The following is an 18,750-nucleotide window of genomic DNA, read 5'->3' as shown; positions in this document are numbered from 1 at the left end:
GGCGCCGTGACGCGTCAGGAAATCGCGCTGCGCAGCTCCGCGACGTCCAGCTGCTCGGTCTCGTCGTGTGCGGTCAGGTCGATGACCTTCCCCACCGCGCGGTCCGCCGTGCGCCTGCCGGCGGCCAGCGCCTCCTCGCCCACCACGTCCGCCAGATCCTCGTCCTGGACCGCCGCGAGCTGGGCGGCCTGCGCCGCGCCCGCGCCCGTGCCGAAGAAGTCGAAGCCGCCCAGGGGGCGCGGGGCCTGGCGGGCGGTGTACGGAACGATCGCCGCGGCGACCGGGACCGGAATCCTCGCGGGGACGGCGGACGACGGGCGGGCGTGCTGCTCTCCCCCGGCGGCCGCCGCGTGCTTCCCCTGCGGCTCGTCCGCCTCCCGCGCCCGCTCGGCGAGATCGCGCCGACGGGCCTCCTCGACGGTGTGCCTGGCCTGCTGGGCCGCCGCGTTGCGCGACAGTTCCTCCAGCGCCTTTGCGGCCCGCAGATACGCGGACGGCGTCGGCGTGGAACCGGCGGGCAGCAGCTCCTTCGGTGCGGCGGCCTCGAGCGCGAGCTGCCGGCGGCCTTCGAGCGCGCTGGCCCGCTCCGTCTCGGCGTTCGCGTAGCGCCGCAGCAGCGCGGCGTGCTCGTTGCGCAGCCCGGCGAGCTCGACCCGCTTCGAGCGGAGCTTCGCGTCCAGCTTGGCGCGCAGCTCGCGGGACTCGTCGAGGTCGGCCTCCAGCTCGGCTATCCGCTCCTCGGTCTTCCAGGCGTCGCTGGCGCGGGCACGGGTGAGCTCGGCGACGCGGCGGCCCGCGCTCCGGTCCCAGCTGCGCATGAGCACGGCGCCTGTGACCGCGGCTGCCGCCGCTGCCGCGACGAAGGTGCGGAGCACGACGGGATCCGCGAAAAGCCAGGCGCCGGCGGCACAGAGAACCGAAGCTCCGGCGACCGCGGAGGGCTGCAGGAGTCGGTGCAGAGGTGGGGAATGGCGGTGGCGTCCACGTGGCATGGCCAGAAATTTACCGTGCGTAGGTGACGAATGGGGGGTCGGACCGGCAATCTCTTGGCCACTTTGCCGCGCCGGCCCGACTCCCTTTACCCATCGCCCACTTGAGCGACCACTTGAGCGGCCACCCAGCGGCTACTTCTTGACCAGTCCCTTGGACTCCAGATACTCCTTGGCGACGTCCTCCGGCTTCGCCCGCTCCGCGTCCACCTTCCGGTTCAGCTCCACGAGATCCTGCGTGGTCAGCGCCTCGGTGAGCTTGCCGAGAACGTCGGCTATCTCCTGCGCACCGGCGTCCTTGGCGTTGACCACCGGCAGCACGTTGTCCGCGTTCTGGAGCTTCTTGTCGTCCTCAAGCAGTACGAGACCGAAACTCTCCAGCGTGGCGTCGGTCGTGGTGGTCAGCACCAGCTGGTCCTCACCGTCCTTGACCGCCTGCTTCGCCTGGGGAGTGCCGACGCCCTTCGGGTCGATGCCCGCCACATCGATGCCGTAGGTCTTCTTCAGACCGGGCGCGCAGAAGGGCCGTACTTCACACTCGTCACCGGCCGCGATCTTCACCTTGATCTTCGCCTTGCCAAGATCGGAAAGAGTCCTGAGCTTGTTCTTCTCGGCGAATTCCTTGCTCACCGCGAACGCGTTCTGGTCGACCGCCTCACCCGCCGGCAGCACCTTCAGTCCGCGCGGCTCCGCGAGCTTCTGCAGCCCGGCGACGGTGGCCGCGACATCGCTGGAGGCGACCGGCTTCTCCTCCGGTGCCTTCGGGCCGTTCGCCTTCGCGTTGAGGAATTCCGCGATCGTCGCCGCGTATTCCGGTACGACGTCGATCTCACCCTTCTCCAGCGACGGTTCGTACAGCTCGCGGTTCTTCACGGTCGTGACCGACGTGCTGTACCCGGCGTCGCCCAGCGCCTGCGCGTAGAGCTCGGCGAGCACCTTGGACTCCGTGAACGCCGCCGCGCCGACGACCAGCGTGCCCTTCTTGCCGCCGCCCGCGTCACCGCCGGAGCCGCCGGTACCGCCCTTCTCCTGCTCCAGGCTGTCGCCGCCGCACGCGGCGAGCGAGCCGACGAGGGCGACGACGCCCAGCACCGCACCCGCGATACGGGAGGTCCTGCTCATGAGGTTCACCATCCAAGGGAGTGAGTCGTCACACGGATTTCCGCTGGGGGCGCAGGGGACTGCAGACGCGGTCCACCAGCACCAGCACGGCCTCCACCAGGAGGGCGAGCACGGCCACGAGCAAGGCGCCCGCGACCACTTGAGGGGTGTTGTACGTGTTGAACCCGGCCGTGATGATCCGGCCGAGGCCACCCTGACCGACCATCGCCGCGATCGTCGCGGTCGCGACGACCTGGACGGCGGCCGACCGCAGCCCGGTCATGAGCATCGGGTACGCGAGAGGCAGCTCGACCCGGGCGAAGAGCTGCCGGCCCGACATCCCCATGCCGCGCGCCGCCTCCACGACCGCCCGGTCCACTTCCCGCATCCCCACATAGGCGTTGGTGAGCAGCGGCGGTATCGCGAACAGCACCAGCGCGATGACGGTCGGGACATATCCGGCACTGCGCAGTGGCGACACCATGAACAGGGCGAGCACCGCGAAGACGGGGACGGCCCGGCCCACGTTGGAGACGTTGACGGCGAGTGCACCGCCACGGCCGACGTGCCCCAGATGCAGGGCGACCGGCAGGGCGACCGCGCAGGCGAGCGCGAGGGCGACCCCGCTGACGTACAGATGCTCACCGAGGCGGTGCCACGCACCGCTCTCCCCCGCCCAGTTGGACTCCGTGGTCAGCCAGGACCAGGCATCGGCCAGTACCCCCATCAGCGGGCCTCCCGGGTCCGGGTCGTGCGTATTCGGGTCCAGGGGGTCAGCAGGCGCTGGACGCCGAGCAGCAGCAGATCGGCGGCGACGGCCAGCAGCACACAGAGCACCGAAGCGGTCAGGACCTGGGCCTTGAAGAAGCTGGGCAGCGCGTCCTCGATGAGATTGCCGAGACCGCCCCGGCCGACGATCGAGCCGACGGTGGTGAGCGCGACCGTGGACACCGTGGCGATCCGCAGGCCCGCCATCAGCGCCGGGAGGGCCAGTGGAAGCTCGACCTCCCAGAGCAGCCTGCCCGCCCCGTACCCCATCCCCCGCGCCGCCTCACGCGCGTCCTGCGGCACTGCCTCCAGGCCCGCCAGGATGTTCCGCACGAGGATCGTCAGCGAATACAGCACCAGGCCCGTGATCACCAGGGCGGCGGAGAGCCCGAAGAACGGCAGCAGCAGAGAGAACATCGCCAGCGACGGAACCGTGTAGAGCACGGTCGTCAGACCGAGGACCGGGCCCGTGAGGCGCGGACTGCGCCGGGCGAGCAGCGCCAGCGGGAAGGCGACGGCCAGCCCGATCAGCACCGACACCACCGTGATCCAGACATGCTGGACCGTGGCGTCGATCAACTCCTGGCTGCGGGAGCGGAGATATTCACCGCAGATCCAGTCGTTCGTGACCAGGCAGTTCTGCCCGCTCATGCGCCCCACCCCCCCATCGCCCGTCGTCGGCCGCCCGCGGCCCGTCGTCGGTCGTCCGCCGTCGAACGATCGAATGTCCGACCGAAACCGACCCTAACCCCCGCCACTGACAATCGCCGAGGAGCTTCGCGTTCCGGCAACACGCCCTTCACACATGGCCGGTCGCCACCCGCCACAATGGGGCGCATGATCCGATTCGAGCACGTCACCAAGCGCTATCCGGACGGCACCACGGCCGTCGACGACCTCTCCTTCGAGGTCGCCGAGGGCGAACTGGTGACGCTCGTCGGACCCTCGGGCTGCGGCAAGACGACCACGATGAAAATGGTCAACCGGCTCATCGAGCCCACCAGTGGCCGGATATTCCTCGACGGTCACGACATATCCACCACCGACCCCGTCGAGCTGCGCCGCCATATCGGCTACGTCATTCAGCAGGTCGGGCTGTTCCCCCACAAGACCGTGCTGGAGAACACCGCCACCGTGCCCCATCTGCTGGGCTGGAAACGCGGAAGGGGCCGCGAGCGCGCCGCCGAGCTCCTCGACCTGGTCGGCCTGGACCCGAAGAAGTACGGCGACCGCTATCCCGACCAGCTCTCCGGCGGCCAGCGCCAGCGCGTCGGCGTGGCCAGGGCGCTGGCGGCCGACCCGCCGGTCCTGCTGATGGACGAGCCGTTCGGCGCGGTCGACCCGGTGGTCCGCGACCACCTCCAGAGCGAGTTCCTCAAGCTCCAGGCGGCGGTCCGCAAGACGGTCCTCTTCGTCACGCACGACATCGAGGAGGCCGTGCGGCTCGGCGACCGCATCGCCGTCTACGGGCAGGGCAGGATCGAGCAGTTCGACGCCCCGGCGACCGTGCTGGGCGCGCCCGCCACCCCGTACGTCGCGGACTTCGTCGGCGCGGACCGTGGGTTGAAGCGGCTGTCCGTCACCCCCATCGAGGAGGGCGACCTCGAACAGCCGCCGGTCGTCCATCTCGACGACCCGCTGCCCCGCGAGCTCGGCTCGCGCTGGGCGGTCGTCCTGGACGGGGAGGACGAACTGCACGGCTGGATCTCCGCCGAACAGGCCGCGGGCGGCAAGGGAGCCGTACGGGACCACGCCCGCCGGATGGAGGCCTGGCTCCCCGTCGGCGCCTCCCTCAAGCAGGCGTTCGCCACGATGCTGCAGCACGACGCGGGGTGGATCGCGGTCATCGACCGGGAGGAGACGGGACGTTTCCTCGGCGTGCTGACCCCGGCACGGCTGCACGAGGCACTGCGCCGCTCCATCGACGCGGACGCGCAGGCCATCCCCCGGACCGACGTGGAACTGGAGACGATCGCACCGCGCTGAGACCCCGCGTCACACCGCGCTGAGTCTGCCGCTCATCCACACCAGAGCCGGCGGGATCTCCCGGTTCCAGGTGTTGAAGTTGTGCCCGCCGCTGTCGAGCGTGATGGACGAGACGCGGGCGGGCGCCTTCACCTTCTTGATGAAGTCGAGCGTCCCCTTCAGGTTTCCCTCGCCCTGCTTGGACGTGGTGACGAGGAAGGACGAGTTGCCCTGCGGCAGGTGGTCCAGACTCCAGAGCAGATTCGCCCGGTTCCGTTGCTTTTTGTTCCCGTGGAAGAGGTCCCCGGTCGTCACGTCGTCGGCGGCCTTGTAGTACGCCGACAGACCCGCGCCCGCCGCGTACTGCTCCGGGTGGTGCAGCGCGATCTTCAGCGCACAGTAGCCACCGGTCGAGTTCCCCATGAAGCCCCAGTTGCGCGGCTCGGTGCCGACGCGGTACGTCTCCGACACCGCGGCCGGCAGGTCCTTGGCGAAGAACGTCTCGGCCTGCGGCCCGCCCGGAATGTCGACGCACTCGGTGTCGCGGGGCGGTGCGACGGTCGGCCGCAGCATCACCAGGATCATGGGCTGCATCTTCTTGTCCTTGGCCTGCTGGTACGCCGTCCTCGGGTACTTGAGGCCCTTGAGCAGGTTCTCCGCGGTGCCCGGGTAGCCGGTCAGGACGACCGAGGCGGGGAAGGTCTTCTTGGCGTACGCGGGCTGGAAGTACTCGGGCGGCAGATAGACGTACGCCGGGCTGTCGATGCCCGACTTCTCACCCGCGATCACGACCTTCTGTATCTGCCCGCCCACCGCGGGGCGCGAGCCTCCCGGCACGTCCAGTTTCTGCTTGCCGGTCACCTTGATGTGCGCGCTGCTCAGCGATTGGTCCACGACCACGCCCATCTCCTGTTCCCGGCCGAGGAGATCGGCCCAGGAGCCGTAGAAGAGAAACGACTTGTTGGCGGCGAGGCCGGCCGAGGCGAAGAGCGCCAGCTGCGTCGCGAGCAGCAGTCCCACCCTGCCGAGCACGGCGCGCCAGCTGCTGCGGGACAGCCGTGGCCACAGCCAGATCGTCGCGGCGAAGAGAGCCACGGCGGCCAGTACGGCCAGCGCCAGAACTTTGTTGCTGGTGAGACCCATGGGGCGATCGAGCTTCTTCCGTGAGACGCGAACGTGAGATTTTCCTGAGAGGCGATGAACCCGTTCCCCGGAAGTGCCGTCCTAGAGGGAGCAAATTGTCCGAGCCGCGTGTTCTGCGGGCGCGGACTCCACGATCTCTCTCGGAGCCACGGGAAACGATGTCTGTCACGGTAGATGGGGATAAGTCGGGTCTGGTTCCGGTTCGGGTGCGCCGGATCCTCAGTGGCCCCCGCGCCGAATCCGTACCCGCGCTGGTCGGCACGGCCTGCACCTTCATCGGCCTGATCGACATCGCCGCAGGCGTGTTCCCGCGCTTCCGGCACAGCCGGATGCACGCATTCGCCGAGGTACTCCCGGGCGCCTTCGGCCCGTTCGCCGCCGCGCTCTCGCTCAGCGCGGGCGTCCTCCTGCTGCTCCTCGCGCACGGCCTCAAGCGGAACAAGCGGCGCGCCTGGCGGGCCTCCGTCATCCTGCTGCCGGCGGGCGCGGTGGCGCAGTTCGCGTACCGCCACTCCGTCATCGGCGTCCTGCTGTCGCTGGCCCTGCTCGCGCTCCTGCTGCGCCACCGGGACCAGTTCGCGGCACTGCCCGACCCGCGGAGCCGTTGGCGGGCACTCGCCAACTTCGTCCTGATGGGCGCCGGTTCCATCGGCCTCGGTCTGGTCATCGTCAACGCCCACCCGGGCAAGGTCGTCGGCAGCCCCAGCCTCACCGACCGCCTCGAACACGTCCTGGTCGGCCTCTTCGGCATGGAGGGCCCCGTCGGCTACCGGGGCGGCGTCGACTGGACCGTCGGCTACTCGCTGGGCGCCCTCGGCCTGCTCACCGCCGTCACCACCATCTACCTCGCCTTCCGCCCCGAGCAGCCGGCCGCCCGCCTCACCGAGGACGACGAGGCACGGCTGCGCGAGCTGCTCGCCAAGCACGGCGGCCGTGACTCCCTCGGCCACTTCGCGCTCCGCCGCGACAAGGGCGTCGTCTTCTCCCCCAGCGGCAAGGCCGCCGTCTGCTACCGCGTCGTCTCCGGAGTGATGCTCGCCAGTGGTGACCCGATCGGCGACGTCGAGGCCTGGCCCGGCGCCATCGAGCGCTTCATGGACGAGGCCAAGGCCCACTCCTGGACCCCCGCCGTGATGGGCTGCTCGGAGACCGGGGGCGAGGTGTGGACCCGGGAGACCGGCCTGGACGCCCTCGAGCTCGGCGACGAGGCGGTGGTGGACGTCGCGGATTTCTCGCTCAGCGGGCGTGCGATGCGGAACGTGCGCCAGATGGTGAAGCGCATCGAGCGGAACGGTTACGAGACCCGCGTCCGCCGCGTCCGTGACCTCTCCGACGGAGAACTGGAGCGGATACGCCTCGCCGCCGAGGACTGGCGCGGTACGGAGACCGAGCGCGGCTTCTCCATGGCGCTCGGCCGGATCGGCGACCCCTCGGACGGCGACAGCGTCATCGCCACCGCACACAAGGCCGACGAGGGCGGGGCGGAGTCCCCGTACGGCGATCTGAAGGCCGTCCTCCACTTCGTCCCGTGGGGTACCGACGGCATGTCCCTGGACCTCATGCGCCGCGACCGCTCCGCCGACCCCGGCATGAACGAGCTGCTGATCGTCGCCGCCCTGCAGGCATCCCCGAAGCTGGGCGTCGAGCGGGTCTCGCTGAACTTCGCGATGTTCCGCTCGGCCCTCGCACGCGGCGAGAAGCTGGGCGCGGGGCCCGTGCTGCGCACCTGGCGCGGGCTGCTGGTCTTTCTGTCCCGCTGGTTCCAGATCGAGTCGCTCTACAAGTTCAACGCCAAGTTCCGGCCGCGCTGGGAGCCGCGCTTCGTGGTCTTCCGCAACACCCGCGACCTGCCGCGGATCGGCTTCGCCGCGATGCAGGCGGAGGGCTTCGTGACCTTCGCCGTCCCGCGCCCGTTCCGCCGCCGGCGGACCCGCCCCGCGCGCCCCTGCGCCCATATCCGCCCGGCCACCGCCCCGGAGCAGGAGGTCCGCGCGGCGTAGCCGGGTCGGTTACGGGCCCAGGGGGTGTCTTGTGGATCAGGCCGGATCAGGGAGCGGGGTCCGGTGCATGGGGTCTCCCCAGGCCCGCAGGGCCTGATGGACGCATCACAAGGCGGAGGTGGGGTCCCCCCGCCGAAGGCAGGGGGAGAAATCGACGCGGTGGGGGCACCTCCCGTGCCCGAAGGGCTACGGGGGAGTCGGTGACCGACGACAACGCAGCGAGCTGCGGTGCCAGGCCACGCGAGCCCGGCAAGAGCCACAAGACACCCCCTAGGCTGGACGCATGAGTACCTTGCGCGGACGGGGCACGGCCACGGGCCTGCCGGAGTGGGACCGCTGTGCGGTCATGGGAGTCGTCAATGTGACGCCGGACTCCTTCTCCGACGGAGGCCGCTGGTTCGACACCACGGCCGCGGTCAAGCACGGCCTCGACCTGGTCGCCGAGGGTGCCGACCTCATCGACGTCGGCGGCGAGTCCACCCGCCCCGGCGCCACCCGGGTCGACGAGGACGAGGAGCTGCGGCGTGTGCTCCCCGTCGTACGGGGCCTGGCGTCCGAAGGCGTCACCGTCTCCGTCGACACCATGCGCGCCTCGGTCGCGGCGCAGGCGGTCGCGGCGGGCGCGGTGCTGGTCAACGACGTCTCCGGTGGCCTCGCCGACCCGGAGATGGTCCCGGCCGTCGCCGCCGCGGAGGTGCCGTTCGTCGTCATGCACTGGCGCGGGTTCAGCGAGGACATGAGCAGCAGGGCGGTGTACGGGGACGTCGTCGCCGAGGTCGTCGCCGAGCTGCGCGAACGCATGGACGCGGTCGTCGCGGGCGGTATCGACGCCGAGCGGATCGTCATCGACCCGGGCCTCGGCTTCGCCAAGCAGGCCGAGCACGACCTCGCCCTGGTCGCCCACCTCGCCGACCTGCGGCCCCTGGGCCGCCCGCTGCTGGTGGCAGCCTCCCGCAAGCGGTTCCTCGGCCGTGTGCTGGCCGAGGGTGCCGCCACCCCGCCCCCCGCCCGCGAACGCGACGCGGCCACCGCCGCCGTCTCCGCGATCGCCGCCCACGAGGGCGCCTGGGCGGTCCGGGTCCACGAGGTACGGGCCACGGCGGACGCCGTACGGGTCGCCAGGGCCGTCGAGGGAGCCCGGTGACTGCCCGTAGTACGGACGTCGAAGGCGTCGAGGAGGCCAACACCGCCTTCTACGAGGCGATGGAGCGCGGCGACTTCGAGGAGATCTCCGCGCTCTGGCTGAACGGCGACGGCGCCGACGACATCTCGTGCGTGCACCCGGGATGGCCGGTGCTCTCCGGGCGCGGCGAGGTGCTGCGCTCGTACGCGCTGATCATGGCGAACACCGAGTACATCCAGTTCTTCCTCACCGACGTGCGGGTGAGCGTGGCCGGCGACACGGCCGTCGTCACCTGCACCGAGAACATCCTGAGCGGCGGGCCCGCGGAGGAGGCGGGCGAGCTCGGGCCGCTCGTCGGGCAGCTCGTGGTGGCCACGAATGTGTTCCGCCGCACACCGGACGGATGGAGGATCTGGTCACATCACGGCTCACCCGTTCTGGCCGAATCGGACGAGGAAGAGGACGACGAGTCCCCCTCCTGAGTGGGTAAGCGCCCTGGTGGAGGTTGAGTTTCGGCGGACGGGGTAGGCGGCGCGCTACCAGCCGCCGGTGCATCTGTCCATAGCCCCCATGGGCGGGCGCTGTCGGTGTCCGCAGGTAGATTCGATTCAGTGCACTGCTGCCGCCCGCACGCGGCAGCGTGCGCGCAAGACCTACGACAGCAGGAGTGATTCGCGTGGATCGTGTCGCGCTGCGCGGCCTCAAGGCCCGCGGGCACCATGGCGTCTTCCCCCGGGAGCGCGAGGAGGGCCAGACCTTCATCGTGGACCTGGCGCTCGGCATCGACACCCGCCCCGCGGCGGCCGACGACGACCTGGCGAAGACCGTGCACTACGGAGTGGTTGCGGAGGAGGTCGTCGACGTCGTCCAGGGCGAGCCGGTGGATCTGATCGAGACGCTCGCGGAGCGGATCGCCCAGCAGTGCCTCAAGCACGAAGGAGTCCAGGAGGTAGAGGTCGTCGTGCACAAGCCGGACGCCCCGATCACCGTCCCGTTCGACGACGTGACCATCACGATCACCCGGAGCCGAGCATGAGCGACCCCACCGTGCAGCCGGTGCCCGCCGCAGTGGTCGAGCAGGTCGACGCCGCGGACACCACCCTGTCGAACCCCAAGCGCGCCGTCATCGCCCTCGGGGCGAATCTGGGCAACCGGCTGGAGACGCTGCAGGGCGCGATCGACGCTCTCGAGGACACGCCCGGCGTGCGCGTGAAGGCGGTCTCGCCGGTGTACGAGACGGAGCCGTGGGGCGTCGAGCCGGGCTCCCAGCCGTCGTACTTCAACGCGGTGGTGGTGGTGAAGACCACGCTGCCGCCCAGCTCCCTGCTGGAGCGCGGCCAGGCGATCGAGGAGGCGTACGACCGGGTGCGCGAGGAGCGCTGGGGCCCCCGGACGATCGACGTGGACATCGTGGCGTACGCGGACGTGGTCTCCGACGACCCGGTCCTCACCCTGCCGCACCCGCGGGCTCATGAGCGGGCCTTCGTGCTGGCTCCGTGGTACGACGTGGAGCCGGAGGCCCAGCTGCCGGGTCGCGGAGCCGTCGCGGAGCTGCTGGCGGCCCTGGGCCGGGAGGGCGTCGTGGCACGCGCGGACCTGGAACTCCGGCTGCCCGAGTAGTCGTTACGCTCTTCAGGGTCGCCAGGGTCGCCAACACGAAGGACACGCGGTGAAGCAACTACGGCTCGGAGTACTGGCCGGGCTCTTCGTGGTGGCCGGGGTGCTGTCATGGGGCGGTGCGCGGCTGTGGGACTCGTTCGGCACCCTGCCGAGCGTGCCGCTGGCGGCGCCGATCGTCCTCGCGGCGATCGCCGCCGTGCTGACGGCGACCGCGCTGTCGATCCGCTCCCGCTTGCGCGCGCAGCGTGAGCGCCGGCCCGGCGCGAAGGGCGTGGAACCGCTGATGGCGGCCCGTGCGGTCGTCTTCGGCCAGGCGAGCGCCCTGGTCGCGGCCCTGGTGAGCGGCATGTACGGCGGGGCGGGCGTCTTTCTGCTCGGCTCCCTCGACATCCCGGCCCGCCGCGACCAGGCGATCTATGCCGCGTTCTCCGTCCTGGCGGGCATCGCGGTGATCGCCGCGGCCCTCTTCCTGGAGCGCGTCTGCAAGCTCCCGGAGGACGAGGACAACGGCACAGGACACGTCCCGGCGGCGTAGCCCGCAGCGACGACGCAGTCGTCGGGGGCGCAGGGCGTGGCCTGTGGGCGCCTAGGGGGTGTCCTGGAGCGTCGATGCGCCCTCCACCTTCGTCGTCGACAGGATCGTCGTGAGACGTGTGAGGACGTCCTCCGGCAGGGCGATCCGAGCTGCGGCGAGGTTCTCCTCGATGTGCGCCGGGGTGCGGCTGCCCGGGATGGGGACCACGTGGTCGTCCTGGTGAAGGAGCCAGGCCAGGGCCAGCTGGGCGGGGGTGATGCCGAGTTCCGTCGCGATGCCCCGGACGGGGGCGAACCGGTCGGTGTTGACCTGGCGGTTGGCGGCGTCGAAGCGGGGCAGGTTCTGGCGGAAGTCACCCTCCTTCACCTCGCCGACCTGGCCGGTCAGGAAGCCCTGCCCGAGCGGGGACCAGGGAACGATGCCGATGCCCAGCTCACGGGCCGCGGCCAGGGTGGCCGGGTCGACGGGCCGCCACATGGACCACTCCGTCTGGACCGCGACCACCGGGTGCACCGCGTGCGCGGCACGCAGCTGCTCCGCCGTGACGTTCGAGACGCCGAGGTGACGCACCAGACCGGCCTCGATCAGTTCGGCGACCGCCCCGACCGTGTCCTCGAAGGGCACCTCCGGGTCGGGGAAGTGCGGGTAGTACAGGTCGATGTGGTCCGTACCGAGCTCCCGGAGGCTCGCCTCCGCGTAACCGCGGACATACTTCGGGTCGGTGTTGACGGCAAGCTCGCCGAAGGCCAGGCCGACCGGGAAGCGGTGCGGCTCGACACCTTCCGGCAGACGGAAGCCGAACTTCGTCGCGATGGTGATCTCGTCGCGCCGCCCGCGCAGGGTCCTTCCGACGAGCCGCTCGTTGTGGCCGTCCTGGCCGTAGCCGTCAGCCGTGTCGAAGAAGGTGACTCCCGCATCCGCGGCTGCGAGCAGCGCCCGCTCCCCACGGGCGTCGTCGACCTCCCCGTACATCCCGGGCGACAGCACCATCGCCCCGAAACCGAGCGCCGAGACCTCAAGAGCGCCGAGCCGGCGCGTAGGCAGAAGTTGTTCGCTCATGAAGCGATGCTTGCACGGGCCACCCGCCCTACCGGGGAGTTGAGCCGCACGAGTCGATCAGGGTGCAGCGTGCCCGTGAACGGCACGCTCGCGCCATGGTCAGCGCGCCATGATCAGGCTCATCGCCTCGTTGCGCGTGGCGACGTCCCGCAGCTGACCCCGCACCGCCGAGGTGATCGTCTTGGCACCGGGCTTGCGGATGCCGCGCATCGACATGCACATGTGCTCGCACTCGATGACGACGATCACGCCGCGCGGCTCCAGGATCTGCATCAGGGAGTCCGCGATCTGGGTGGTGAGCCGCTCCTGCACCTGCGGCCGGCGGGCGAACACATCCACGAGCCGCGCCAGCTTGGAGAGCCCGGTGATCTTGCCGGACGTCGAGGGGATGTAGCCGACGTGAGCCACACCCCTGAACGGCACCAGATGATGCTCGCAGCAGCTCACCAGTTCGATGTCCTTCACCAGGACCATCTCGTCGTGGCCCAGGTCGAACGTCGTCGTCAGGACGTCCTCCGGCTGCTGCCACAGCCCCGCGAATATCTCCTTGTAGGCCCGGGCCACCCGCGACGGCGTCTCCCGCAGGCCCTCACGGTCCGGGTCCTCTCCGACCGCGATGAGGAGTTCACGCACGGCGTTCTCGGCGCGCTTCTCGTCGAACTCGCCGATCGTGCCCTCGCCGTCCAGCGTCACCGGGTCGGTCATCTGTGCCTCGTTCCTGTCCTCTGGCGTGGCGCGAAAGCGCCGCGCCTCCCAGGCTAAAACCTGGGAGGCGCGGCGTTAATTCCGGGTTTCGGGCCGTCAGACCCGAGAACCACCTGGTCAGGCGTCCGGGCGCTCGTCCTGGACGGCCTCGGCCGACGCCTTGGTGACATCGGTCACCGTGGCGCTCGAGCCGGCCGCCGCGCTTGCCGCACTCGCCGCCGCGCCGTTGGTCAGCGCCAGCTCCTTCGGGGAGAGCACGGGCGGTCGGGTCGACGGCGTACGCCGCGAGGAGCCGGTCCACGCCGGGCGGGCCGGACGCTTCACGATCGGCGCGAAGATCTCGGCGATCTCCTCCTTGCCGAGGGTCTCCTTCTCCAGCAGCGCGAGGACCAGGTTGTCGAGAACGTCACGGTTCTCGACGAGGATCTCCCAGGCCTCGTTGTGCGCGGTCTCGATGAGCTTCTTGACCTCTTCGTCGACCAGCGCCGCGACCTCTTCCGAGTAGTCGCGCTGGTGCGCCATCTCACGGCCGAGGAACGGCTCCGTGTTGTCGCCGCCGAACTTGATCGCGCCGAGCCGCTCGGTCATGCCGTACTGCGTGACCATCGCGCGGGCCGTGGCCGTGGCCTTCTCGATGTCGTTCGCCGCGCCCGTGGTCGGGTCGTGGAAGACGAGCTCCTCGGCAGCGCGGCCGCCCAGCATGTACGCCAGCTGGTCGAGCATCTCGTTGCGCGTGGTCGAGTACTTGTCCTCGTCCGGGAGCACCATCGTGTAGCCCAGGGCACGGCCGCGGGACAGGATCGTGATCTTGTGAACCGGGTCGGAGTTCGGGGAGGCTGCCGCGACCAGGGCGTGTCCGCCCTCGTGGTACGCGGTGATCTTCTTCTCCTTGTCCGACATGATCCGGGTCCGCTTCTGCGGGCCGGCCACGACGCGGTCGATGGCCTCGTCCAGCATGTGGTTGTCGATCAGCTTCATGTCGCTGCGCGCGGTGAGCAGCGCCGCTTCGTTCAGCACGTTCGACAGGTCCGCGCCCGTGAAGCCGGGGGTGCGGCGGGCCACGGCGGACAGGTCGACGTCAGGGGCGACCGGCTTGCCCTTCTGGTGGACCTTGAGGATCTCCAGACGGCCCTGCATGTCCGGGCGGTCGACGGCGATCTGCCGGTCGAAGCGGCCCGGGCGCAGCAGCGCCGGGTCGAGGATGTCCGGCCGGTTCGTGGCGGCGATCAGGATGACGCCGCCCTTCACGTCGAAGCCGTCCATCTCCACGAGCAGCTGGTTCAGCGTCTGCTCGCGCTCGTCGTGGCCACCGCCGAGACCGGCGCCACGGTGGCGGCCCACCGCGTCGATCTCGTCGACGAAGACGATCGCCGGGGCGTTCGCCTTGGCCTGCTCGAAGAGGTCACGGACACGGGAGGCACCGACACCGACGAACATCTCGACGAAGTCGGAGCCGGAGATCGAGTAGAACGGAACGCCCGCCTCGCCCGCGACGGCGCGCGCGAGGAGCGTCTTGCCCGTACCGGGCGGGCCGTACAGCAGCACACCCTTGGGGATCTTGGCGCCGACGGCCTGGAACTTCGCCGGCTCCTGCAGGAACTCCTTGATCTCGTGGAGCTCCTCGACGGCCTCGTCCGACCCGGCCACGTCGGCGAAGGTCGTCTTCGGGGTGTCCTTGGTGATGAGCTTGGCCTTGGACTTCCCGAAGTTCATGACCCGGGAGCCGCCGCCCTGCATCTGGTTCATCAGGAACAGGAAGACGACCACGATGAGCACGAAGGGCAGCAGCGAGAGCAGCACCGAGAGGAACGGGCTCTGCCGCTCCGGCGAGACGGTGTAGCCCTTCTCGATCTCACCGGCCTCGTACTTCTTCTGCAAGGTGTTGGCGAGCTCGACGCCCTGGTTGCCGATGTAGCTGGCCTGGACCTTGTCGCTGCCGTCGATCTTCTGGCCGTTCTTCAGCTCGACCTTGATGATCTGCTCGTCGCCGGTGGTCAGCTTGGCCTGTTCGACCTGGTTCTTGGAGATCGCCTGGACAACCTCGGCGGTGTCCACCGTCTTGTAGCCGCCCGACGAGCCGACGACCTGCATCAGCACGACCACGGCGAGGACGGCCAGCACGATCCACATGACCGGCCCACGGAAGTATCGCTTCACGTCCATCCATACGGAGCGGTGTCGCTCCGTCCCTCCTGCCCGTAGGTAAATGCTGCTATGAGACTCAACTGAAAAGACTGTTCTTCGGACGGTACCCCAGCATTGTCACCCGGTACCGCCTTCCCATGCTCCAACGGCGGGAAGACGGTCCGGGTTCCCGTGCTGAGTGGGGTCGCCGTGTCAGCCGCCGTAGACGTGCGGTGCGAGAGTGCCCACGAACGGCAGATTGCGGTACTTCTCGGCGTAGTCGAGGCCGTATCCGATGACGAACTCGTTCGGGATGTCGAAGCCGATCCACTTCACGTCGATCGCGACCTTGGCGGCGTCCGGCTTCCGCAGCAGCGTGCAGACCTCCAGCGAGGCCGGCTCACGGGAGCCCAGGTTCGACAGCAGCCAGGACAGGGTCAGCCCGGAGTCGATGATGTCCTCGACGATCAGGACGTGCTTGCCCTTGATGTCGGTGTCCAGGTCCTTGAGGATGCGGACCACTCCGGACGACTGGGTGCCCGCGCCGTACGACGACACGGCCATCCAGTCCATCGTGACGGGGGTGGACAGCGCACGCGCCAGGTCCGCCATCACCATCACGGCGCCCTTGAGGACTCCGACGATGAGCAGGTCCTTGCCCGCGTACTCTGCATCGATCTTCGCGGCCAGCTCGGCCAGCTTCGCGTCGATCTCTTCCTTGGTGATGAGGACCGATTTGAGATCGGCGCCCATGTCCTTCTCGTTCACCCGCGTCGCTTTCTGTCGCTGCCCTTGCCGTATCGGCGCATCGGCCCGCTGGCCCGCTGCCGGCTCAGCCTTGCCGAATGACCAGTCTGCCACCCTGCCGGCGGGCCTCGACGCGGCCGGGCAGATTGATGGCCCCCTGGCCGCGCCAGCCGGTGATCAGCCGCTCGACCTCCTCGACATGCCGTGCGAAGAGCGAACCCGCAGGTGAACCGGCTGCGACCAGGGCCCGGCGGAGCACCCGGCGACGGACCGCGGGGGGCAGTGCGTAGAGCTTCGCGCAGTCGAGAAGGCCGGCTTCGTCACGTACGGACGAGTCCGCGTCGGCGGCCCAGGCGTCCAGGGCGTCGGCATCGTCGCGGGAGAGCTGGGCGGTACGGGCCAGGGCCTCGACGACCCCCTTGCCGAGCGCCTTCTCGAGGGCGGGCAGGCCCTCGTGGCGCAGCCGCGAGCGGGTGTACGCGGGGTCGGCGTTCATCGGGTCGTCCCAGACGGGCAGATGCTGGACGAGGCACGCCTTGCGGGCGGTCTGCCGGTCGAGGTGGAGGAAGGGCCGGCGGTAGCGGCCGGAGGGGGACACGGCGGCCATGCCGGACAGCGAGCGGGTGCCGGAGCCGCGGGCGAGGCCCAGCAGGACCGTCTCTGCCTGGTCGTCGCGGGTGTGGCCGAGCAGGACGGCGGCCGCGCCGAGGCGCTCGGCGGCCTCGTCCAGGGCGGCATAGCGGGCGTCGCGGGCGGCGGCTTCGGGCCCGCCGTCGCGGCCGACGGTCACGGCGATCGCCTCGACGGGGTCGAGCTCCATGGCGGTGAGGCGGGCGGCGACCTCGGCGGCGCGCAGGCTCGAGCCGGGCTGCAGGCCGTGGTCGACGGTGATGCCGCCGGCGCGCACGGACAGCTTGGGGGCCTCGAAGGCGAGGGCGGAGGCGAGCGCCATCGAGTCGGCCCCGCCGGAGCACGCGACGAGGACGAGGGGCGACCGGCCGGGGCCCTGCCCCTCCGTGGAGCGCCGGTCCGCGGAGCGCCCGTCCGCGTAGCGCGCGGTGCCTGTCGTGGCGCCGACAGCGGTGCGAGGGATCTCGGTCAGTTCGTTGAGTACGTCGTGGAGTACGCGGCGGACCGCCAGGCGTATCGCCGCGACCGCAGGATGGGGACCCATGTCCGGTGCCCTTCGTGAAGTTGGGGGTGCCTCGTCGGAGTCGGGACGGGAGGTTCGGTCACTCAGAGTGTATTGATGGTGACAGAACCGGGCCGTACCCCGAGCATTGCACGCCTACCCATCGCCTACGGTCCCTCGGATGGGTGATTAGGAGGGCGCCCTTCTGCCGTCGGCCGCATGCCGCTCATCAGTCTGCCTTACGGTGCACCCTCGCGATCCAGTCCGCCGGTTTGGCGATCTCCGCCTTGGTGGGCAGGGTGTTGGGCGAGGTCCAGACCCGGTTGAACCCGTCCATTCCGACCTCTTCCACGACGGCCCGTACGAAGCGCTCTCCGTCCCGGTACTGGCGCAGTTTCGCGTCGAGGCCGAGCAGCTTGCGCAGCGCCATGTCGAGGCGCGAGGCGCCCCGGGCGCGGCGTTGCTGGAACTTCTCCCGGATCTCGCCGACGGACGGAACGACCTGCGGGCCCACACCGTCCATCACGAAGTCCGCATGGCCTTCGAGGAGGGACATCACGGCGGTCAGCCGGCCGAGGATCTCCCGCTGCTCCGGCGTCTGCACGATCTCCACGAACGAACGGCCCTCGTTCTCCTCGCCCTCGGGCCGTCCCCCGGCGAGCGACTGGGCGGCCTCGCGCAGCCGCTCCAGCACGGTCATCGGGTCGACGTCGGTCTCGGCGAGGAATGACTGGATCTCGCCCTCCAGATGGTCGCGCAGCCAGGGCACGGCCGTGAACTGGGTGCGGTGCGTCTCCTCGTGGAGGCAGACCCAGAGCCGGAAGTCGTGCGGGGCGACGTCCAGCTCGCGCTCGACGTGGACGATGTTCGGCGCGACCAGGAGGAGGCGGCCGTTGCTTCCCGGGGCGCCGGGCAGTTCGCGGGTGGACGGGGCGAAGGTCTCGTACTGGCCGAGGACGCGGGACGCCAGGAACGAGAGCAGCATGCCCAGTTCGACACCCGTCACCTTGCCGCCGACGGCGCCGAACATCGCGCCTCCGGGCGTTCCGGCACGGCGCTCCTGCATCTTGTCCAGCAGCGGTTTCAGCAGCTCGCGGAAGCCCGCGACGTTTGCCTTCACCCAGCCGGCCCGGTCGACGACGAGGACCGGGGTGTCCTCGGGCTCATGCCCTTCGGGGATCATCCGGGTGAAGTCCCGGACGTGCTCCTCGGACGACTTGGCATGCCGGCGCAGCTCGGCGACGACGGCGCGTGCCTCGTCCCGGCTGACGTCGGGGCCCGGCCGTACAAGGCGGGTCGCGGTCGCGACCGCGAGGTTCCAGTCGACCATCTCGGCACCACCGATGCTCGTCATGCGTCAACCGTACGTTGTCGGGGCCGCGGTGCGAGCGGGTTACGCCCTGCCGGGCGGGGCCCCGTCGCCTCCGCGGGGCTGGGCCGGGACCGGCGGGGCGCCGGGTGTGTCCGTCCTCAAGCGCCGGACGGGGCTTGAAGCGCGCCCGGTTCCGCCGGGTGGGCCGGGGTGTCCGTCGTGTGCACCCGGTACCGCCAGGTGGGCCGGGGTGTCCGTCCTCAGACGCCGGACCGGCTGGGTTTGTGCCCGGTGACGCGGCGCCGGCCGACGGGCTGAGTGTGTGCCCGGTACCGCCGGGTGGGCCGGGGTGTCCGTCCTCAAGCGCCGGACGGGCTGGGTGGTCGGGGGTGCCCCGTGCCGGGTCGGTGCCGTCCGGGTCCGCTCC

18 protein-coding genes are annotated in these 18,750 nt (G+C 70.4%); 7 read left to right on the top strand and 11 right to left on the bottom strand.

Annotated elements, in window-relative coordinates; all coding sequences use genetic code 11:
• Positions 1-14: 14 nt before the first annotated feature.
• The 4 genes from ACWCXB_RS32055 to ACWCXB_RS32040 all read right to left on the bottom strand — a co-directional run bounded on the left by ACWCXB_RS32055 (position 15) and on the right by ACWCXB_RS32040 (position 3,509).
• Positions 15-992, bottom strand: a complete 978-nt coding sequence (locus tag ACWCXB_RS32055) for a hypothetical protein (protein ID WP_450727284.1) — start codon at positions 990-992, stop codon at positions 15-17.
• Between the two features lie 132 nt (positions 993-1,124).
• Complete coding sequence (locus ACWCXB_RS32050; protein ID WP_450727283.1) at positions 1,125-2,111, bottom strand: ABC transporter substrate-binding protein; 987 nt, start codon at positions 2,109-2,111, stop codon at positions 1,125-1,127.
• A 28-nt stretch (positions 2,112-2,139) separates the two neighbouring features.
• Positions 2,140-2,817, bottom strand: coding sequence for an ABC transporter permease (locus tag ACWCXB_RS32045; RefSeq protein WP_450727282.1), 678 nt, complete (start codon positions 2,815-2,817; stop codon positions 2,140-2,142).
• Positions 2,817-3,509 (bottom strand): ABC transporter permease, encoded by a 693-nt coding sequence (locus ACWCXB_RS32040; protein WP_450727281.1) that lies wholly within the window; start codon positions 3,507-3,509, stop codon positions 2,817-2,819. The genes ACWCXB_RS32045 and ACWCXB_RS32040 overlap by 1 nt, the downstream gene beginning before the upstream one ends.
• 186 nt (positions 3,510-3,695) lie before the next feature.
• On the opposite strand from ACWCXB_RS32040, the gene ACWCXB_RS32035 reads away from it, so the two are divergent.
• The gene (locus ACWCXB_RS32035; protein ID WP_450727280.1) at positions 3,696-4,844 is read left to right on the top strand and encodes an ABC transporter ATP-binding protein; all 1,149 of its coding nucleotides are present in this window, start codon (positions 3,696-3,698) and stop codon (positions 4,842-4,844) included.
• A gap of 9 nt (positions 4,845-4,853) precedes the next feature.
• Here ACWCXB_RS32035 and ACWCXB_RS32030 read toward each other — a convergent pair whose 3' ends face one another.
• Positions 4,854-5,966 (bottom strand): alpha/beta hydrolase, encoded by a 1,113-nt coding sequence (locus ACWCXB_RS32030; protein WP_450727279.1) that lies wholly within the window; start codon positions 5,964-5,966, stop codon positions 4,854-4,856.
• 158 nt (positions 5,967-6,124) lie between these two features.
• Between ACWCXB_RS32030 and ACWCXB_RS32025 the strand changes: the two genes are divergently transcribed.
• The 6 genes from ACWCXB_RS32025 (at position 6,125) to ACWCXB_RS32000 (ending at position 11,244) form a co-directional block, all read left to right on the top strand.
• A complete protein-coding gene (locus ACWCXB_RS32025) occupies positions 6,125-7,966 on the top strand; it encodes a phosphatidylglycerol lysyltransferase domain-containing protein (protein WP_450727278.1) in 1,842 nt (613 codons plus the stop codon).
• A 283-nt stretch (positions 7,967-8,249) separates the two neighbouring features.
• Positions 8,250-9,110 carry a dihydropteroate synthase gene (folP, locus tag ACWCXB_RS32020; RefSeq protein WP_450727277.1) on the top strand — a complete coding sequence of 287 codons (861 nt, stop codon included), beginning with the start codon at positions 8,250-8,252 and terminating at the stop codon, positions 9,108-9,110.
• Positions 9,107-9,571 carry a nuclear transport factor 2 family protein gene (locus ACWCXB_RS32015; RefSeq protein ID WP_450727276.1) on the top strand — a complete coding sequence of 155 codons (465 nt, stop codon included), beginning with the start codon at positions 9,107-9,109 and terminating at the stop codon, positions 9,569-9,571. The genes folP and ACWCXB_RS32015 overlap by 4 nt, the downstream gene beginning before the upstream one ends.
• 194 nt (positions 9,572-9,765) lie before the next feature.
• On the top strand, positions 9,766-10,125 hold the full coding sequence (gene folB / locus ACWCXB_RS32010; protein WP_450727275.1) for a dihydroneopterin aldolase: 360 nt from the start codon (positions 9,766-9,768) through the stop codon (positions 10,123-10,125).
• The gene (gene folK / locus ACWCXB_RS32005) at positions 10,122-10,709 is read left to right on the top strand and encodes a 2-amino-4-hydroxy-6-hydroxymethyldihydropteridine diphosphokinase (protein ID WP_450727274.1); all 588 of its coding nucleotides are present in this window, start codon (positions 10,122-10,124) and stop codon (positions 10,707-10,709) included. Before folB ends, folK begins: the two co-directional genes overlap by 4 nt.
• Before the next feature lie 49 nt (positions 10,710-10,758).
• Positions 10,759-11,244: a DUF3180 domain-containing protein gene (locus ACWCXB_RS32000; RefSeq protein ID WP_450727273.1), complete on the top strand. Its 486-nt coding sequence runs from the start codon at positions 10,759-10,761 to the stop codon at positions 11,242-11,244.
• Between the two features lie 51 nt (positions 11,245-11,295).
• Here ACWCXB_RS32000 and ACWCXB_RS31995 read toward each other — a convergent pair whose 3' ends face one another.
• The 6 genes from ACWCXB_RS31995 to ACWCXB_RS31970 form a co-directional block, all read right to left on the bottom strand.
• Entirely contained in the window at positions 11,296-12,303 is a 1,008-nt protein-coding gene (locus ACWCXB_RS31995; protein ID WP_450727272.1) for an aldo/keto reductase, read from the bottom strand.
• A 99-nt stretch (positions 12,304-12,402) separates the two neighbouring features.
• On the bottom strand, positions 12,403-13,008 hold the full coding sequence (gene folE / locus ACWCXB_RS31990) for a GTP cyclohydrolase I FolE (protein ID WP_450727271.1): 606 nt from the start codon (positions 13,006-13,008) through the stop codon (positions 12,403-12,405).
• 117 nt (positions 13,009-13,125) lie between these two features.
• A complete protein-coding gene (ftsH, locus tag ACWCXB_RS31985) occupies positions 13,126-15,171 on the bottom strand; it encodes an ATP-dependent zinc metalloprotease FtsH (protein WP_450727270.1) in 2,046 nt (681 codons plus the stop codon).
• A gap of 174 nt (positions 15,172-15,345) precedes the next feature.
• Entirely contained in the window at positions 15,346-15,885 is a 540-nt protein-coding gene (gene hpt / locus ACWCXB_RS31980) for a hypoxanthine phosphoribosyltransferase (RefSeq protein ID WP_450727334.1), read from the bottom strand.
• Between the two features lie 79 nt (positions 15,886-15,964).
• Positions 15,965-17,053, bottom strand: a complete 1,089-nt coding sequence (tilS, locus tag ACWCXB_RS31975) for a tRNA lysidine(34) synthetase TilS (RefSeq protein ID WP_450727269.1) — start codon at positions 17,051-17,053, stop codon at positions 15,965-15,967.
• A gap of 187 nt (positions 17,054-17,240) precedes the next feature.
• A complete protein-coding gene (locus tag ACWCXB_RS31970) occupies positions 17,241-18,365 on the bottom strand; it encodes a zinc-dependent metalloprotease (RefSeq protein WP_450727268.1) in 1,125 nt (374 codons plus the stop codon).
• Positions 18,366-18,750 lie beyond the last annotated feature (385 nt).

It is taken from the genome of Streptomyces sp. NPDC001514 (genome assembly GCF_053597075.1).
Note: the sequence above shows the minus strand (reverse complement) of the source record. Positions and strands in the feature narration are given on the sequence as shown.

What these genes read in the sequence shown, in the direction of transcription:
- ACWCXB_RS32025 (WP_450727278.1), top strand. Translation starts at nt 6,125, where the DNA reads ATGTCTGTCACGGTAGATGGGGATAAGTCGGGTCTGGTTCCGGTTCGG.
- ACWCXB_RS32050 (WP_450727283.1), bottom strand. Translation starts at nt 2,111, where the DNA reads ATGAGCAGGACCTCCCGTATCGCGGGTGCGGTGCTGGGCGTCGTCGCC.
- ACWCXB_RS32045 (WP_450727282.1), bottom strand. Translation starts at nt 2,817, where the DNA reads ATGGGGGTACTGGCCGATGCCTGGTCCTGGCTGACCACGGAGTCCAAC.
- ftsH (WP_450727270.1), bottom strand. Translation starts at nt 15,171, where the DNA reads ATGGACGTGAAGCGATACTTCCGTGGGCCGGTCATGTGGATCGTGCTG.
- ACWCXB_RS31970 (WP_450727268.1), bottom strand. Translation starts at nt 18,365, where the DNA reads ATGACGAGCATCGGTGGTGCCGAGATGGTCGACTGGAACCTCGCGGTC.
- ACWCXB_RS31995 (WP_450727272.1), bottom strand. Translation starts at nt 12,303, where the DNA reads ATGAGCGAACAACTTCTGCCTACGCGCCGGCTCGGCGCTCTTGAGGTC.
- folE (WP_450727271.1), bottom strand. Translation starts at nt 13,008, where the DNA reads ATGACCGACCCGGTGACGCTGGACGGCGAGGGCACGATCGGCGAGTTC.
- ACWCXB_RS32040 (WP_450727281.1), bottom strand. Translation starts at nt 3,509, where the DNA reads ATGAGCGGGCAGAACTGCCTGGTCACGAACGACTGGATCTGCGGTGAA.
- ACWCXB_RS32055 (WP_450727284.1), bottom strand. Translation starts at nt 992, where the DNA reads ATGCCACGTGGACGCCACCGCCATTCCCCACCTCTGCACCGACTCCTG.
- folP (WP_450727277.1), top strand. Translation starts at nt 8,250, where the DNA reads ATGAGTACCTTGCGCGGACGGGGCACGGCCACGGGCCTGCCGGAGTGG.
- folK (WP_450727274.1), top strand. Translation starts at nt 10,122, where the DNA reads ATGAGCGACCCCACCGTGCAGCCGGTGCCCGCCGCAGTGGTCGAGCAG.
- ACWCXB_RS32035 (WP_450727280.1), top strand. Translation starts at nt 3,696, where the DNA reads ATGATCCGATTCGAGCACGTCACCAAGCGCTATCCGGACGGCACCACG.
- tilS (WP_450727269.1), bottom strand. Translation starts at nt 17,053, where the DNA reads ATGGGTCCCCATCCTGCGGTCGCGGCGATACGCCTGGCGGTCCGCCGC.
- hpt (WP_450727334.1), bottom strand. Translation starts at nt 15,885, where the DNA reads ATGGGCGCCGATCTCAAATCGGTCCTCATCACCAAGGAAGAGATCGAC.
- ACWCXB_RS32030 (WP_450727279.1), bottom strand. Translation starts at nt 5,966, where the DNA reads ATGGGTCTCACCAGCAACAAAGTTCTGGCGCTGGCCGTACTGGCCGCC.